Below are 15,297 nucleotides of genomic sequence, written 5' to 3' on the forward strand. Positions count from 1 at the left end.
CTGCCCCGGAATGACGGCGCGACAGCGGCGCCGTCAAGATGTCACCGCGAACCCCAGGCCCCCAGCTTCGCCATCAGCGGGAAGGGCGACGGCGGCGGGTCGAAGCGCGGGTTAAGCCCGAGGATCGGTGCCGCGCGCTCGATCACCCTGCCGGTGGTCACGCCGGCATTCCAGGCCGCGGTCGAATAGCCGCCGCTCTCGGCATAGCCCTTCGGCTCGTCATAGATCGCGAGGAAGAGGTATTTCGGCTTGTCGGAGGGTGCGATCGCCGTAAAGGTCGTGAAGTTCTTGTTCTTGGCGTAGCGGCCGTTGATGACCTTCTCGGCCGTGCCGGTCTTGCCGCCGACGAAGTAGCCGGGGATGTCGGCCTTGCGGGCCGAGCCCTTCTCGCCGTTGAGCCGCATGATGAAGCGCATCGCCTCGGAGGTCTCCGGCTTGATCACGCGGGTCGCCACCTTGCGCGCATCCTCCTCGGAGCGCTTCAGGAAGGTCGGCTTCATCAGATAGCCGCCATTGACCAGCGCGGCGACGGCGGAGAGCGCCTGCAGCGGCGCCACCGCGAGCCCGTGGCCGAAGGCGATGGTCGCGGTGTTGATCTCGCCCCAGCGCTGTGGAACGATCGGGGCTGCGCTTTCCGGCAGCTCCGTCGTCATCCGGTCGAGCTGCATCATCTTCCGCAGGAAGGCCTTGTGGCCCTCGACGCCGACGGCGAGCGCCATCTTGATCGAGCCCATGTTCGACGAGTGCAGGAAGACCTCGGGCACCGTCAGCGTGCGGCCGGTGCCGTGGTATTCCTTGATGACCTGGCGGCCGAACCGCATCATCCCGCCGGCGGTCGAATAGCTCGAATTGATGTTGGCCTTGCCGGAATCGAGCGCCATCGCGATGGTCAGCGCCTTGAAGGTCGAGCCCATCTCGTAGACGCCGACACTCATCCGGTTGATGCGGTCCTTCTCCAGCGCGTCGACCGGGTTGTTCGGGTCGAAATCCGGCAGCGAGGCGAGCGCGATCACCTCGCCCGTGGTCACGTCGATGATCGCGCCGGCCGCCGCGATGGCCTTGAAGCGCTCCATGCCCTTGAAGAGCTCGTCGCGCAGCAGATGCTGCACGCGCAGATCGATCGAGAGCTGGACCGGCTTGAGGTCCGAGGCTTCCGTCGCGAGCCCGGCGCCGTTGAGGTCCTGCAGCCCCTGCGAGTCGATGTATTTCTCCATGCCGGCGATGCCGACATTGTCGATATTGGCGAAGCCGAGCACATGGGCGGCGGCGGTGCCGTTGGGATAGACGCGCTTGTTCTCGGGCACGAAGCCGACGCCGGGGATGCCGAGCCGGTGAACCTCGGCCTGCTGGCGCGGCGTGATCTCGCGCTTGACCCAGACGAAGCCCTTCTTGGTGTTGAGCTTGTCGCGCAGATCCTTGGCGTCGAGGTCCGGCAGCACGGCGGTGAGAAGCTCGGTCGCCTCGTCCTTGTCGAGGATCTTGCGCGGCTCGGCGAAGACCGAGACCGTGCGGATGTCCGTGGCCATCACCTCGCCGTTGCGGTCGACGATGTCGGGCCGCGCGGCGGAAATGGCGGTGGAGGTCGCGCGGCGCAGGCCGACCTGCTCGTTCGGCAGCGCCCCAAGCATGACGAGCCTGCCGGTGATCGCAATGAACAGGGCGGAAAAGCCGAGGATGACGAGGCCGACGCGCGGCTGGCTCTTCTCCCCGCTCATGCGGAAGACGTCGCGCAGCCAGGCCAAGCGCGCGCGCTTGGTGATGGTCTCGGCCGCCTCGCCCTGCTGCTCCATCGGCGCCCCGTTCGGTGTCGGCTCGGTCATGGCATCGGTCTCGGCGTCGTCGCGCTCGACTTGGCGTTCTTCGGCGTCTCGGTCGGCATGCCGAGCCCGAGATCCGCGAGCTTGCGGCCGATGGTGTCGACCTTCGGGCCGCGATTGGGGATGTCGGAGGGCTTGACCACCTGCGTCACGACGAAGGGCTGGAGATCGAGATGCCGCTCGGCCAGCGCCTGGACGCGGTCGGGGCGGTTGAGGAACTGCCACTCGGCCTTGAGCACCTGGATCGCGTCGCGCTCGCGCTGGGTCTTGCCCTTGAGCTTCTGGAGATGCTCGGCCGCCAGCGTCGTTTCGTATTTGATCGAGTAGGCATAGACCGCCGAGGAGACCAGCGCGCCGATGGCGATGACATGCAGGAGCTTGATCACGCTCAGGGTCTCCGGCGCGGCTGCGGGTCGGGAACGGTGGAGAGCGCGACGAGCCCGGCATCGGCCCGGCGCGCCGGCGCCTCATTGCGCTCTGCGGCGCGCAGCTTGGCCGAGCGCGCCCGCGGATTGGCCCGCATCTCGGCTTCGGAAGGCGCGACGGCGCCCTTGCTGATCAGCCGGAAGGTCGGCTGTTCGGAGGCCACGGCCGGCGCATGGCGCGAGCCGGACGGCACGCGGCCCGAGCGCTCGGCGAAGAACTGCTTGACGATGCGGTCCTCCAGCGAATGGAAGGTCACGACGACCAGCCGCCCGCCGGGCTTCAGCACGGCTTCCGCCGCATGCAGCGCCCGCACCAGCTCGCCGAGTTCGTCATTGACCGCGATGCGCAGCGCCTGGAACACGCGCGTCGCCGGATGGGGCCCGCCCGGCTCGCCCCGCACGATCCCGGCGACGAGGTCGGCGAGCTGCTTTGTCGTCGCCAGCGGCGCCCTGCGGCGCGCCTCGATCACGGCGCGGGCCACGGCGCGGGAGCGGCGCTCCTCGCCATAGTGATAGAAGATGTTGGCGAGGAGCCCCTCCTCGGCCTCGTTGACGATGTCCGAGGCGCTCTGCCCTGCTCCGCTCATGCGCATGTCGAGCGGGCCGTCGAAGCGGAACGAGAAGCCGCGCTCGGCCTGGTCGATCTGCATCGAGGAGACGCCGATATCGAGCACGACGCCGTCGAGCGGCGTCATCCCGAAGCGCTCGGCCTCCTCGGCCAGCTCGCCGAAGCAGGCCTGCGACAGCGTCAATCGCCCGGCCATCGCCGCGACGAGGTCCGCCCCGCCGGCGATTGCGCTCGGGTCGCGGTCGAGCCCGAGCAGCGTCGCCTCCGGCGCCGCGTCGAGGATCGCTTTAGTATAGCCGCCAGCGCCGAAGGTGCCGTCGAGATAGCGCCCGCCGGGCTGCAGGGCGAGCGCCTCCAGCACCTCGCCCAGCAGCACGGGCACATGACGAACCGGTCCGCTAATGGCCGCACCGGAACGGTCGCCATGATCCGTCATGTGCCCGCGCCTCCGGCTGGAACCCCCAAGCCACCCAGGGTGCGCTTGACGTCGCGAAGCCGCGTCCGCGCCGCATCGAGATGCGCGCGGAACCGTTCCGGCTCCCAGATCTGGAATTTGTGCCCGTGCCCGACGAAGGTCACGGTATCGCCGATGCCGGCATGCGCCCTGAGCGCCTCGCTCAGCACCATCCGCCCCTCCGTATCGACCTTCAGCACCTCCGAGGTGCCGTTGAGCGCCGTCGAGAGCAGCTCCCACTCGTCCGAGAACGGCGAGAAGCGCGCGAGGATGTCGTCGATCGTCGCCCGCAGCGCGTTGCCGCCGGCATCCAGCGCCGGCAGATCGAGCGCCTGATGGACATAGAGCCCCTCGTACCCGTCCTTGGCCAGGACGGCCCGAAAGCTCGAAGGAATGGAAACGCGCCCCTTGGCGTCGAGGCGATTGGTGAAGTTCGAGACGAAGCGGTCCATCAACGCCGCCTCCCGGCCTGCTCTTCACGACGCCGCGGCGCACCGAGGCGGGCGGCGAAAAATCCCTCCGTCGAAGCGGGCAAAGCACGCCTGCAAGCCAAAATCCGCGCGGCACACGGAGCCTGACCCTTGGATTGCCTGCCGGCTTCGACGGGATGATTTGGGATAGCATGGGCCATTATGGGCGTCAATGGAATCGCAGGCACGGAACCGCACCTGCAAGGACTCTCCGCCATCACAGCTCGTTAAGGTTAAGTATCCGTAAACCATGTGGAATCCGCCTTGTGCCGATGCGGGCGAGGCCGCAGCGGACGACAAATGGACGGAGAAAAAATATCAGGCGCCGCGGCGCGTCATGCCGGGGCCTGCCCCGAGCATCTCCGGCAATACGAGATGCCGGAGCTTCTGCGTCGCGAGAGTGCCGGGTCTCGGAACGCTCAGCCGTCCTTGGACGCCGTCAGCAACGCATCGCGGACGAGATCGAGCTGGTCGCGCAGCCTTGCGGCGTCCTGAGCCGTCCCGCCCAGCGCCTTGCCGATCGCGTCCTGCACGCAGCGCCCCTGCACGCGCATCCCCTCGCCTTTTTCGGCGAGGCGGATACGGACCTGGCGCTCGTCGCGGGCGTCGCGCTCGCGCCGGATGATCCCGGCGCCTTCAAGGCGCTTCAGCAGCGGGGTCAACGTGCCGGAATCGAGCATCAGCTTCTCGCCGAGCTCCTTGACCGTAAGCCCGTCCTGCTCCCACAGCACCAGCATCACGAGATATTGCGGATAGGTCAGCCCAAGCTCGGCCAGGATCGGGCGATACGCCCGGTTGAAGGCGTGGCCGGCCTGATAGATCGCGAAGCAGAGCTGCTGCTCCAGCCGCGACATGCCGTCCCTGGCTTCATCCCGCTGTGCCATCGCGCCCTCTTGCACCGTCATTCCCACGCAACCTGAAAGCGGCCTCCTAATCAACCGCCCGCTTCATTTCCCGGAGCTGTCGATTCTGCACGGAATCACGCCGTCATCCCGGGCTTGACCCGGGACTCATGCCGGAGCGCGTCCGCTCAAGGTTCAGGCCTGGATCCCGGATCTGCGCTTCGCTGCGTCCGGGATGACCAGCGTTTACATGAAAGCGCAGCGAGTCACAAATTAATTGTTGACAATCTAATTGTGCACAATCTAAATAGCAGGCATTGGTTGACCCCACAGAGAAGGAGCCCTCCCATGAAAATCCTCTACACCGCTCATGGTTCCGCCACCGGCGGCCGCGAAGGCCAGGCCGCGACTGACACCGGCAACGTCAAGCTCGTCCTGAACACCCCGAAGGAACTTGGTGGCGGCGGCGGCGAAGGCACGAATCCCGAGCAGCTCTTCTCGAATGGCTATTCCGCCTGCTTTCTCGGCGCGCTGAAATTCGTCGCCGGCAAGGAGAAGGTGAAGATCCCCGACGAGGCGAAGGTCTCGGCCGATGTCGGCATCGGCCCGCGCGACGACGGCCAGGGCTTCGGCATCGCCGTGAAGCTGACAATCTCCGTGCCCGGCGTCGACAAGGCCGTGGTCGAGGACCTCGTCCAGAAGGCCCATGTGGTCTGCCCCTACTCGCACGCGACGAAGGGCAACATCGACGTCGACCTTCAGGTTGCGGCCTGAGTTCCGGCGACCCATCTTGTTTCCGCGGCCGGGTTCGCCCCGGCCGCGAGACGATCAAGCCCCGCGCGATTGGCGCGGGCGTCGTTTCCGGAAGCCTCGCCCTCTAGCCTCTGGAAAACATCATGTTGAACCGTCGCCAATGGCTTGCCGGAACGGCAGCCGCGCTCCTCCCCACCCTGCCCGCCCTCGCCCGCGCCCCGCAGACGGCCGCGCAGGTGCCCGGCATCTATCGCCGCATGCTCGGCGACATCGAGATCACCGCCATCCTCGACGGCTATGTGCCGCTCGGGGCCAAATCCTTCACGGGCGGAGACCCCGGCGACGTGCCGCGCCTCGTCGCTGAGGCCGGCCTGACCGAGGCACTGCCGACCTCGGTCAACGCCTTCGTCGTCAACACGAAGGACAGGACCTACCTCGTCGATACCGGCGGCGGCGCCTGGACCGGCCTTGGCGACACCATGGGCCGGGCCGAGGCCAATCTGCGCGCCGCCGGCATCGAGCCGGCCCAGATCGACGCCGTCATCCTCACCCACGCCCATCCCGACCACGCCGAGGGGCTGATCACCGCGCAGAAGACCGCCCGCTTCCCCAATGCGGAGGTCGTCATCCACGAAACCGAATATGCCTTCTGGCACGATGACGGCATCCTGAGCCGCGTCCCGGCCGAGGCGAAGCCGTTCTTCGAGTCCGCCCGCAACTCGCTCGCGCCCTACGCCGCCCGCACCCGCAAGGTGAAGGCCGGCGAGATCGCGCCGGGACTGACCTTGGAAGATGCGCCGGGCCATACGCCGGGTCACAGCATCCTGCGGCTGTCCTCGGGCAGGGAGCAGATCCTGCTGGTGGCCGATTGCGTGCACAACGCCGCGATCCAGACGGCGCGCCCGGAGATCACCTTCGTCTTCGATGCCGACGGCGCCCAGGCCGCGGCCTCGCGCCGGCGCGTGCTCGACATCATCGCGGCGGACGGCATCGCGTTCAGCGGTTCGCACATGCCCTTCCCCGGCTTCGGCACGGTGAAGAAGAGCGGCAACGCCTTCCGCTTCGTGCCCGCCGAATGGAGCTACACGCTCTGAACCAGCGAGCCGCTTGCTGGAGCATGCTGATTTTGCACGGAACCGCTGCGTCATCCCGGACAAGCCGCGAAGCGGCGCCGATCCGGGAACCATCGTAGAGCTCCGGCACCCTTCGATGGATCCCGGGGCAAGCCCCGGATGACGGCGTGGTTCGGAGAAAAATGAGCACGCTCAAGCCGGAAACAAACGAAGGGCCGGGATCGCTCCCGGCCCTTTCGCATTTCTGAAGGTGCCAGTCGGCCTGTAAGCCGGGTTCTGGATGGCCGGAGGATCGCTCCCCCGACGTGACGGCCATTCCTCTGGGATGCACATCGCTGCGCACCTCGAGCAACCAACCCGGACGACAGGGCACAGAAACCTGCCCCTCCCCGCTTGCGCGGGCAGCATCGTCCCTATTCGGTTTTGCTCCCGGTGGGGCTTGCCATGCCGTCCCCGTTGCCGGGTCCGCGGTGCGCTCTTACCGCACCTTTTCACCCTTACCCCGCGCAAGAAGGCCGAAGCCAACGGGCACGAGGCGGTTCGATCTCTGTGGCGCTTTCCCTGGGGTCGCCCCCGCCGGACGTTATCCGGCACCGTGTTTCCGTGGAGCCCGGACTTTCCTCCCCCGAAAGAACCTGAGCTCTTGCGGGAGCGGCCGTCCAGCCGACTGGCGAGGGGGGAGATGCGCGCTGGCGCGGCCCACGTCAAGCGCGGGCCGGCGCGAAGCCTCAGTTGCGCGCCGTGATCGTGCGGACCTTGGCGCAGTAGGTGCGATTGGCGCCGCTCATCCGGCTGGTCATATGGCCGCTCTGGTACTTCATGACGGTCCGGCAGGTGTCGCCACCGGCAAGCTTGTAGGCCTGCGCCAGATACATCATGCCGTAGCGCGCATTGGTCTCGGCATCGAGCAGGCCGCCCGCGCTGCCGGTATAGCCCATGCCGCGCGCCGTCTGGTGGCGGATCTGCATCAGGCCGAAATTGCCGGCATGCGCGGCGCGCGGATTGTAGCGGCTCTCGACCCGCACCACCGCATCGGCGAGCGAGAACGGCACGCCGTTGGCCGCCGCATGGCGCGCGATGATCGCCTTGATGCCTTCGGCACCGGCCGGAGCTGCCAGCGCGCGGCTGGGACGGGCCTCGCCCTTCTCCGGCTCGGCATGGGCGACGCTCGCCGCATCGGCCTTGGCGGCCCGTGCGGCCTTGCGCCCGGCTTTGGTGTTCGCCTTGGTCGCGGTCGCCTCAGTCGGCTCGCCCTTCGTCTCACCGGCCTTCTCGCGGGCGATCTCCGCTTCGCGAACGATAAAGGCTCTGGCGTCCGTTTCCGCGTTCACGAATTCCTCCGCCGAAGCGATCCCGGAGAGGCTAATCAGGCACGCAGCCGCTAGGCCGCCACAGACATACCGCATGTTGAACTGAACCCATATTACGCCATGACTGGCCAATGGGGGTGGTCAATTGATGGTTCAATGTGTCGATAATCTGTCACGACTCAAGCAAAAACCTCCAATAAATGCGTCAACAGGAATTTATTCTATATTCGACTGTTAAGTATTGATATGTAATTGTCGCCTCGTAAAACTTGGCCGGGTTCCCTGCTCAAAAACGAATCAAGCACGAGCCCGGCCGGCCGCATTCCAGCCTCATTTCCGGCTCGGGGCGCATTATTGGCGCGGCAGGCCGTCGCAGCCCTGCCCCTTGCATCGGCGCCGTCGCTCCCCACATCATCCGCCCTCGGATTCACTGGGATCATTGCGTTCATGGCTTCCTCCTTCTGGGGCGCGCTCGGCGGCGGCGGGCTCGGGCTCGTGCTCGGCGGCCCCCTCGGCGCGCTGCTCGGCGCAGTGGCCGGCCATGTGCTGGTCGATCGCGAGGGCGCGCCCTTCGGCCCGGCGCCGCGGGAACTCGTCTTCACGACGGGGCTCGTCGCGCTCGCCGCCAAGATGGCGCGCTCGGACGGCGTCGTGACCTGCGACGAGATCACCGCCTTCCGCCGCATCATCGAGGTGCCGCCCGAGCAGCAGCAGCGCATCGAACACCTGTTCGATCTCGCCAAGCAGACCAGCGCCGGCTTCGAGGCCTATGCCGCGCAGATCGCCGCCGCCTTCAAGGACGAGCCCGCCCTGCTGGAGGACGTGCTCGACGGGCTTTTCCTGATCGCCGCCGCCGATGGCGCGATCCATGAGGCCGAGCACGCCTATCTCCAGTCGGTCGCCGGCATCTTTGGCATCGCGGACGGCGATTTCGCGCGGATCGAGGCCCGTCACGCACGCCGCCCGGATGATCCCTATCTCGTCCTCGGCGCCAGCCGCGAGATGGATGACGCCGAGCTGAAGCGGCATTACCGCCGCCTCGTCGTCGAGACGCATCCCGACCGGGAGATCGCCCGTGGCCTGCCCCAGGAGGCGGTCGCGATCGCGACCCGGCGCCTCTCGGCCATCAACGCCGCCTGGGACGCGATCCAGAAAGAGCGCGGCATGAGCCGCAACCTCTCGCCCGAACCCGCCTGAGCCCGCACGCATGAACGACACCGCCAAACCCGACGCGGCCACCCCCGACAGCCGCTTCGCCGCCAAGGTCTTTCCCTCGCCCAACCATGGCGAGCGCAAAGGCCGCGACGGCAAGGATTCCGATGCCCTTCCCGGTCGCCGGCCGGACATGCTGATCCTGCACTACACCGGCATGCCCATCGCGGGCGAAGCGCTGCAATGGCTCTGCAACCCCGTCTCGCAGGTCTCGTCCCATTATTTCGTCTTCGAGAACGGCCACACGCTCCAGCTCGTGCCGGAGGGCCGGCGTGCCTGGCATGCCGGCGCCTCGCACTGGGCCGGCGAGACCGACATCAACTCCTGCTCGATCGGCATCGAGATCGCCAATCCCGGCCACCCCGGCGGCCTGCCGGACTACCCGGAAGAGCAGCTCGCCGCGACGCTGAACCTCTGCCGCGATATCTGCGAGCGCTGGTCGATCCCGCCCGAGCGCGTCCTCGCCCATTCCGACATCGCGCCGGGCCGCAAGATCGATCCGGGCGAAAAATTCCCCTGGCGCCGCTTCGCCGAGGGCGGCGTCGGCCTCTGGAACGAGCCGGCGTCGATCCGGGGCGGGCGCTTCTTCGCCCGCGGCGAGAGCGGCCAGCCGGTCGAGGCGCTGCAGGCGATGTTCGCCATGCTCGGCTATGGCATCGGCGTGGACGGTGTCTTCGACGAGAAGACGGAGGCTGTCGTCGCCGCCTTCCAGCGCCATTGGCGGCCCGAAAAGGTCGACGGCGTCGCAGATTCCTCGACGATCACGACGCTGCGGGACCTGCTCGCCGCGACGCAAGCAGCCCGCACCGCCTGAACGCGGGCTAACCCAAAGATTGCAGGAAGTTAACTCGCCTGCCGGCCCGGTTTCTGGCAAGCTCCGTCCAATTGCGCGCATGCGCATAGGGTGGGGACGCGACCTTGCGCAGATGGCTGATCGGAACGGGACTGGTGATCCTCGCTGCGGCCGGCGGCTACTGGGCGCTGCGCCCTGCCGGCGGCAACGCCAATGAGCCGGCCTATCGCACCGCGGCGCTCGATCGCGGGCGGATCACGGCGGCGGTGCGCGCCACCGGCACGCTGACCCCGGTCACCACCGTCCTCGTCGGCTCGCAGCTCTCCGGCCAGATCGTCGAGATCCTCGCCGACTACAATTCGCAGGTGAGGGCCGGCCAGATCGTCGCCCGCCTCAACAGCGACCAGATCAAGACGCGGCGCGACGCCGCCCAGGCCGATCTTGAACAGGCCAGGGCCGATCTCCTGGTCAAGCGCGCCCAGCTGGATCGCGCCCGCACCGCCCGCACAAAGGCCGACTCGGTAATCCGCGACCTCGAGGCCCAGCGCGACCGCACCACCGCGCAGCTCACCGACGCCAAGCGCACCTTCGAGCGCCAGAACGAGCTGTTCAACCGCAGCACCGGCTCGCAGCAGAACCTCGACACCGCGCGGACGCAGGTCGAGATCCAGACCGCGAGCCTCGCCTCGAACGAGGCCCAGCTCACTTCGGCCCGCGCCGAGCTCAAGGGGCTCGATGCCGACATCCAGCTCGCGGAGGGGCAGGTTCAGTCCGGCCAGGCGATGATCGGCAGCCGCGAGGCCAAGCTCAAGGACATCCTGATCGACCTGGAGCGCACCGATATCCGCTCGCCGGTGGACGGCGTCGTGGTCCAGCGCCAGGTCGATCTCGGCCAGACGGTCGCGGCCTCGCTCTCCTCGCCCACCCTGTTCCAGATCGCGCAGGACCTGCGCGTCATCGACATCTACGCCAATGTCGACGAGGCCGATGTCGGCCGGCTGAAGCCCGGCCAGCCAGTCTCCTTCAGCGTCAACGCCTATCCCAACCGCACCTTCCAGGGCCGCGTCGAGATGGTCAGGCTCGGCGCGCAGACCATCCAGAACGTCGTGACCTATACCGGCGTCGTCCGCGTCGAGAACCGCGACATGGCGCTGCTACCCGGCATGACCGCCAATCTGCAAGTCGTCACCGAGGACCGGGCCGATGCGCTGCGCGTGCCCAACGCCGCCCTGCGCTTCCGCCCGGCCGGCGCCGCCGCGCCGCTTCCGGCCGCCACGGCAGACGCCGCCTCCGAGGGGCCGGCGAACGAGCGCGGCCCCCGCGCCGGCACCGCCTTGCGCGAGCGGATCGAGACCGAACTGCAGCCCACCGCCGAGCAGAAGCAGGCGATCGCCGAGATCCTCAGGGAACGCCGCGGCAACCGCGAGGCGATGGCGGGCCTCTCGCCGGAGGAGCGGCGCGCATCCTTCCGCGCCGCGCGGGCGGAAATCGTCGCCAGGATTGCCGCCGCCCTCGATCCCGAACGTCGCGTGAAGTTCGAGGCCCTGATGCAGGAGGGCGGCCGCGCCGCGCAGCGCCAGGGCATTCCCGGCCGCGTCTATGTCCTCGACGAGGCCGGCCAGCCCAAGCCGGTGCCGGTGATGCTCGGCCCGACCGACAGCGCCTTCACCGAGCTCCTCGGCGGCGACATCAAGGACGGCACCCAGATCGTGGTCGGCGGCGGCCCGCGCCTGACGACGGCGCCGGAACCGCCGGTTTCCCGCGCCCGCGGGCCGCGGCTGTTCTGATGCGGGACATGATGACGAGAGCCGTCATTCTCGGGCGAGGCACAGCCTCGACCCGAGAATCTCGTCGAAGAGATGCTCGGGTCAAGCCCGAGCATGACGAGCACTTTCGCGCGGAGGCACGACCATGCCCCTGATCGAAACCCGCGATCTCTCCCGCGTCTACGATCTCGATTCCGGCCGCGTCACGGCGCTGGACCGGGTCTCGCTCGCGATCGAGGCCGGCGACCTCGTCGCGGTGATGGGACCTTCCGGCTCGGGCAAATCGACCTTCATGAACCTGATCGGCTGCCTCGACCGGCCGAGTGGCGGGCACTACGTACTCGACGGCGTCGCGGTCGAGACCCTGTCGAGCGATGGGCTCGCGGAGCTACGCAACCGCAAGCTCGGCTTCGTCTTCCAGCAGTTCAATCTGCTGCCGCGCATCGACGCCTGCGCCAATGTCGAACTGCCGATGGTCTATGCCGGCGTGCCTCGTGCCGAGCGGCGCCGGCGCGCGCTCGCTGCGCTGGACCGTGTCGGCCTGGCGGAGCGCGCGCATCACCGCCCGATGCAGCTCTCCGGCGGCCAGCAGCAGCGTGTCGCCATCGCGCGCGCCCTCGTCAACCAGCCGCGCCTGTTGCTCGCGGACGAGCCGACCGGCGCCCTCGACAGCCGCACCGCGCTCGAAATTCTCGCCCTGTTCCAGGATCTGAACCGCGAGGGCGTCACCGTCGTGCTCGTCACCCATGACGGCGAGGTCGCCCGCCATGCGCGCCGCCTGATCCGCTTCCGCGACGGGCACCTGCTCAGCGATATCAGGCAGGAGCCCGCCGATGCGCGCAGCGCTCTCGCAGCGCTCGATGCCGGCTTGCCGGAGGAAGCTTTGCCGGAGGTCGCGGCATGAGCCTCGTCGAAGCGATCCGTTCCGCCCTGTCCGCCATCGGCGCCAATGCTCTGCGCTCGGCCCTGACAATGCTCGGCATCATCATCGGCGTCGCCGCCGTCATCGCCATGGTCGCGATCGGCTCAGGCGCCCGCGAGCGCGTCACCGGCCAGATCAAGTCGCTCGGCGCCAACCTCGCCATCATCCAGTCCGGCAACGTCACGCAGGGCGGCGTCAGGCTCGGCGCCGGCGCCTCGTCGACCCTCACCGACGAGGATGCCGCCGCGATCCTGAAGGAGGTCGAGGACGTCACCGCTGCCGCCCCGGTCATCTTCACCCGCGCCCAGGCGGTCTATGCCGGCACCAACTGGTCGACCCAGATCACCGCGACCGATCTCGACTTCTTCGCCGCCCGCGAATGGGACATCGCCGAAGGCCGGCTGTTCGAGCCCGAGGAGCTGCGCAAGGGCGAGATCGTCGCCGTCATCGGCCAGACCGTGGCGCGCAATCTCTTCGGCGAGGAGAACCCGCTCGACCAGCAGTTCCGCATCCGCAACGTGCCCTTCAAGGTCATCGGCGTGATGGCATCCAAGGGCCAGTCGGCGCTGGGGCAGGACCAGGACGACGTCATCTTCGTGCCGCTCGACACCGGCCGGCGCCGCATCGTCGGCCGCAACTATGCGCGCGACCGCTCGGTGCAGAGCATCATGGTGAAGTTCGCCAATGAAGAGGCGATCAACCCCGGCATCGCCGAGGTCACCGCCCTGCTGCGCCAGCGCCACCGCCTGACGGAGGATCAGGAGGACGATTTCATCGTCCGCAACCTCACCGAGATCGCCAACACCGCGACCGCGGCGGCGACGACGCTGTCCTGGCTGCTCGCGGCGGTTGCCGCCGTTTCGTTGCTGGTCGGCGGCATCGGCATCATGAACATCATGCTGGTCTCGGTGACCGAGCGCACCCGCGAGATCGGGCTCAGGCTCGCGGTCGGCGCCCGCCAGAGTGCGATCCTGACCCAGTTCCTGATCGAGGCGACGACGCTGGCGACGATCGGCGGCGCGGCCGGCGTAGCGCTCGGCATCGCAGCGGCGTTGGGCATCGCCCATATCGCCGGCTGGCCCTCGGTGATCTCGATCCAGACGATCCTGATCGCGGTCGGCGTCTCCGGGCTGATCGGCGTCTTCTTCGGCTTCTATCCGGCCAGGCGCGCCGCGAAGCTCGATCCGATCGAGGCGCTGCGGCGCGAATGAATCGCCGCCTTCCGCGCAAGGGCGCAAAGGTCCCTTAACGGACCGCCCGTAGGGTTGCCCTATCGGCAGGCAGGAGCGGCACCTTGAACAGCCATCAACTCGTGGCAGCGGCACGGCCCCTCTACGACCGCGCCGTCGCGTCGGCCGCCATCGGCGCTTGGGAATGCAATCTCGCCAACGAGACGCTGAGCTGGACCGATGGTGTCTATGATCTTTTCGGCCTGAAGCGCGATTCCGCGATCTACCGCAGCGCGACGCTCGATCTTTATGAGGATCGCTCGCGTCGCGAGATGAACCAGCTGCGCAGCACGGCCATCAGCACCGGCCAGGGCTTCGCGCTCGATTGCCGGATCAGGTCCGCGGCGGGCGAGAAGCGCTGGATGCGACTCGTGGTCGGCGTCGGCCATCAGCACGGCCGGCCGATCCGCATTTTCGGCTCGAAGCAGGACGTCACGGCCGAGAAGGGGCTGTGGGCCGAGGTCGCGGCGCTGGCGCGTACGGAAGCCCCGGTCGGCCTGCAAGCCCATCGCGGCCTGACCGATCTGCTGCGCCAGTTCCGCTACGAGCGCGGACGGGACATCGAGCGCCTCGCTGTCGCCGTCTTCGAGATCGATGGCTTCCGGGGCGTCCTCGAAAACTATGGCAAGGCGGCCGGCGACGCCCTGCAGCATTGCGTGATCGAACGGCTGAAGCGGTTTTTCCCCGATGCCCTGGCGGTCGAGCCGGTCGGTCCGGGCACATTCGCGCTGCTGCTGCGGATGCCGGGCGACCGGCACTATCTGAGCACCGTACTCGACGGCACGCGCCGCCTGCTCTGCCGCCCGATCTCGCACGGCGCGCTCGTGGTGGACTTCACCGTGTCGATCGGCGCCGCCCTGCTGCTGCCGGGCGGCCATCGCGAGCCGCAAGAGGTCTTCGCCGAGGCCGAGGCGGCGCTCCATGTCGCCGGCATGGCGGGCGGAAACTGCGTCCGCGTTTTCGACGGCCCGGTCGCAGCCTCGCGCCTCAAGGCCAGCTTCGCCTAGAGCACCGCCTGGCCCGCTTCCTGAGAGCTTGCTGGATTTTGACGGAACCACGGCGTCATTCCGGGGCTTCGCGTCAGCGAAGAGCCCGGAACCATGAACGCGGGGTCAAACGAGAAGACCCGTCGGATCGGCGCGCTTTTGGATGAGCTGTCGTGTTCATGGGTTCCGGGCTCGGGCCTGCGGCCCGCCCCGGAATGACGGCGCGGTTCCGTATCAAATCAGCAGGGCCCTAGACCAGCGCCTTGATGAAGATGATCGATCCGTCCTGTCCCCGGCCCATGTCGCGCCAGCCATGGTGGCAATAGAAGCGTTCGGCCCGCGTGTCCGATCCCGTCGTCAGCCAGGCCTGTGCGTGGCCGGCCGCCACGAGCCCGGCCAGCGCCGCATCGAGCAGGGCTTGGCCATGGCCGCGCCCCTCATGGGCCGGATCGACGAACAGCGCCCAGACCAGCCCGGTCTGATGGTTGGCGCAGGTGAAGGCCACGACCTCGCCGGCCTCCTCCGCCACCAGGAAGATGGCGTGCTCGCGATACCAGTCGACCTCCTCGGGCGTGACCAGCCTCGGATCGCTCAGGACGTTCTCGTGCACGCCCATGCGGATGGCGTGGATGCGCGCGTTATCGGCAAGGGTCGCTTTGCGGATCATTGAGGGTCGC

15 protein-coding genes and 1 other RNA gene are annotated in these 15,297 nt (G+C 68.1%); 8 read left to right on the plus strand and 8 right to left on the minus strand.

All coding sequences use genetic code 11. The annotated features are described in order from the left end of the window. Window positions 1-41: 41 nt before the first annotated feature. The 5 genes from NWE53_RS10125 to NWE53_RS10145 form a co-directional block, all read right to left on the minus strand. On the minus strand, window positions 42-1,820 hold the full coding sequence (locus NWE53_RS10125) for a peptidoglycan D,D-transpeptidase FtsI family protein (protein WP_442865002.1): 1,779 nt from the start codon (window positions 1,818-1,820) through the stop codon (window positions 42-44). Next, window positions 1,817-2,203, minus strand: coding sequence for a cell division protein FtsL (gene ftsL / locus NWE53_RS10130; protein ID WP_265054181.1), 387 nt, complete (start codon window positions 2,201-2,203; stop codon window positions 1,817-1,819). The genes NWE53_RS10125 and ftsL overlap by 4 nt, the downstream gene beginning before the upstream one ends. 2 nt (window positions 2,204-2,205) lie before the next feature. Further along, window positions 2,206-3,213, minus strand: coding sequence for a 16S rRNA (cytosine(1402)-N(4))-methyltransferase RsmH (gene rsmH, locus NWE53_RS10135; RefSeq protein WP_265054870.1), 1,008 nt, complete (start codon window positions 3,211-3,213; stop codon window positions 2,206-2,208). Window positions 3,214-3,242: 29 nt separating this feature from the next. Further along, window positions 3,243-3,716 (minus strand): division/cell wall cluster transcriptional repressor MraZ, encoded by a 474-nt coding sequence (locus NWE53_RS10140; RefSeq protein ID WP_265054182.1) that lies wholly within the window; start codon window positions 3,714-3,716, stop codon window positions 3,243-3,245. A gap of 437 nt (window positions 3,717-4,153) precedes the next feature. Continuing rightward, window positions 4,154-4,618, minus strand: a complete 465-nt coding sequence (locus tag NWE53_RS10145; RefSeq protein ID WP_265054183.1) for a MarR family winged helix-turn-helix transcriptional regulator — start codon at window positions 4,616-4,618, stop codon at window positions 4,154-4,156. A 306-nt stretch (window positions 4,619-4,924) separates the two neighbouring features. On the opposite strand from NWE53_RS10145, the gene NWE53_RS10150 reads away from it, so the two are divergent. After that, on the plus strand, window positions 4,925-5,350 hold the full coding sequence (locus NWE53_RS10150; protein ID WP_265054184.1) for an organic hydroperoxide resistance protein: 426 nt from the start codon (window positions 4,925-4,927) through the stop codon (window positions 5,348-5,350). Window positions 5,351-5,472: 122 nt separating this feature from the next. Next, a complete protein-coding gene (locus NWE53_RS10155) occupies window positions 5,473-6,423 on the plus strand; it encodes an MBL fold metallo-hydrolase (protein ID WP_265054185.1) in 951 nt (316 codons plus the stop codon). Between the two features lie 228 nt (window positions 6,424-6,651). Here NWE53_RS10155 and rnpB read toward each other — a convergent pair. Together rnpB and NWE53_RS10165 are read right to left on the minus strand one after the other, a co-directional pair. Further along, an RNA gene (gene rnpB / locus NWE53_RS10160) (RNase P RNA component class A) lies at window positions 6,652-7,073 on the minus strand. Between the two features lie 57 nt (window positions 7,074-7,130). After that, complete coding sequence (locus tag NWE53_RS10165; protein WP_265054186.1) at window positions 7,131-7,733, minus strand: lytic transglycosylase domain-containing protein; 603 nt, start codon at window positions 7,731-7,733, stop codon at window positions 7,131-7,133. A gap of 426 nt (window positions 7,734-8,159) precedes the next feature. Between NWE53_RS10165 and NWE53_RS10170 the strand changes: the two genes are divergently transcribed. From NWE53_RS10170 to NWE53_RS10195, 6 genes are all read left to right on the plus strand, one after another. Further along, window positions 8,160-8,909, plus strand: a complete 750-nt coding sequence (locus tag NWE53_RS10170; RefSeq protein ID WP_265054187.1) for a TerB family tellurite resistance protein — start codon at window positions 8,160-8,162, stop codon at window positions 8,907-8,909. A gap of 10 nt (window positions 8,910-8,919) precedes the next feature. Next, the gene (locus tag NWE53_RS10175; RefSeq protein WP_265054188.1) at window positions 8,920-9,738 is read left to right on the plus strand and encodes an N-acetylmuramoyl-L-alanine amidase; all 819 of its coding nucleotides are present in this window, start codon (window positions 8,920-8,922) and stop codon (window positions 9,736-9,738) included. Between the two features lie 104 nt (window positions 9,739-9,842). Then, window positions 9,843-11,504, plus strand: coding sequence for an efflux RND transporter periplasmic adaptor subunit (locus NWE53_RS10180; RefSeq protein ID WP_265054189.1), 1,662 nt, complete (start codon window positions 9,843-9,845; stop codon window positions 11,502-11,504). A 124-nt stretch (window positions 11,505-11,628) separates the two neighbouring features. Then, window positions 11,629-12,387, plus strand: coding sequence for an ABC transporter ATP-binding protein (locus tag NWE53_RS10185; RefSeq protein ID WP_265054190.1), 759 nt, complete (start codon window positions 11,629-11,631; stop codon window positions 12,385-12,387). After that, window positions 12,384-13,616 carry an ABC transporter permease gene (locus tag NWE53_RS10190; RefSeq protein ID WP_265054191.1) on the plus strand — a complete coding sequence of 411 codons (1,233 nt, stop codon included), beginning with the start codon at window positions 12,384-12,386 and terminating at the stop codon, window positions 13,614-13,616. Before NWE53_RS10185 ends, NWE53_RS10190 begins: the two co-directional genes overlap by 4 nt. Window positions 13,617-13,699: 83 nt before the next feature. Then, entirely contained in the window at window positions 13,700-14,641 is a 942-nt protein-coding gene (locus tag NWE53_RS10195) for a sensor domain-containing diguanylate cyclase (protein ID WP_265054192.1), read from the plus strand. A 229-nt stretch (window positions 14,642-14,870) separates the two neighbouring features. Here the strand turns inward: NWE53_RS10195 and NWE53_RS10200 are convergent, their stop codons facing one another. Continuing rightward, window positions 14,871-15,287, minus strand: coding sequence for a GNAT family N-acetyltransferase (locus tag NWE53_RS10200; protein ID WP_265054193.1), 417 nt, complete (start codon window positions 15,285-15,287; stop codon window positions 14,871-14,873). Window positions 15,288-15,297 lie beyond the last annotated feature (10 nt).

Source organism: Bosea sp. NBC_00550 (assembly GCF_026020075.1).
Classification (GTDB): Bacteria; Pseudomonadota; Alphaproteobacteria; order Rhizobiales; family Beijerinckiaceae; genus Allobosea.

Coding starts and splice junctions, on each gene's coding strand:
- NWE53_RS10140 (WP_265054182.1), bottom strand. CDS start 3,716: ATGGACCGCTTCGTCTCGAACTTCACCAATCGCCTCGACGCCAAGGGG.
- NWE53_RS10175 (WP_265054188.1), top strand. CDS start 8,920: ATGAACGACACCGCCAAACCCGACGCGGCCACCCCCGACAGCCGCTTC.
- NWE53_RS10170 (WP_265054187.1), top strand. CDS start 8,160: ATGGCTTCCTCCTTCTGGGGCGCGCTCGGCGGCGGCGGGCTCGGGCTC.
- NWE53_RS10125 (WP_442865002.1), bottom strand. CDS start 1,820: ATGACCGAGCCGACACCGAACGGGGCGCCGATGGAGCAGCAGGGCGAG.
- NWE53_RS10150 (WP_265054184.1), top strand. CDS start 4,925: ATGAAAATCCTCTACACCGCTCATGGTTCCGCCACCGGCGGCCGCGAA.
- NWE53_RS10145 (WP_265054183.1), bottom strand. CDS start 4,618: ATGGCACAGCGGGATGAAGCCAGGGACGGCATGTCGCGGCTGGAGCAG.
- NWE53_RS10200 (WP_265054193.1), bottom strand. CDS start 15,287: ATGATCCGCAAAGCGACCCTTGCCGATAACGCGCGCATCCACGCCATC.
- NWE53_RS10185 (WP_265054190.1), top strand. CDS start 11,629: ATGCCCCTGATCGAAACCCGCGATCTCTCCCGCGTCTACGATCTCGAT.
- NWE53_RS10155 (WP_265054185.1), top strand. CDS start 5,473: ATGTTGAACCGTCGCCAATGGCTTGCCGGAACGGCAGCCGCGCTCCTC.
- NWE53_RS10190 (WP_265054191.1), top strand. CDS start 12,384: ATGAGCCTCGTCGAAGCGATCCGTTCCGCCCTGTCCGCCATCGGCGCC.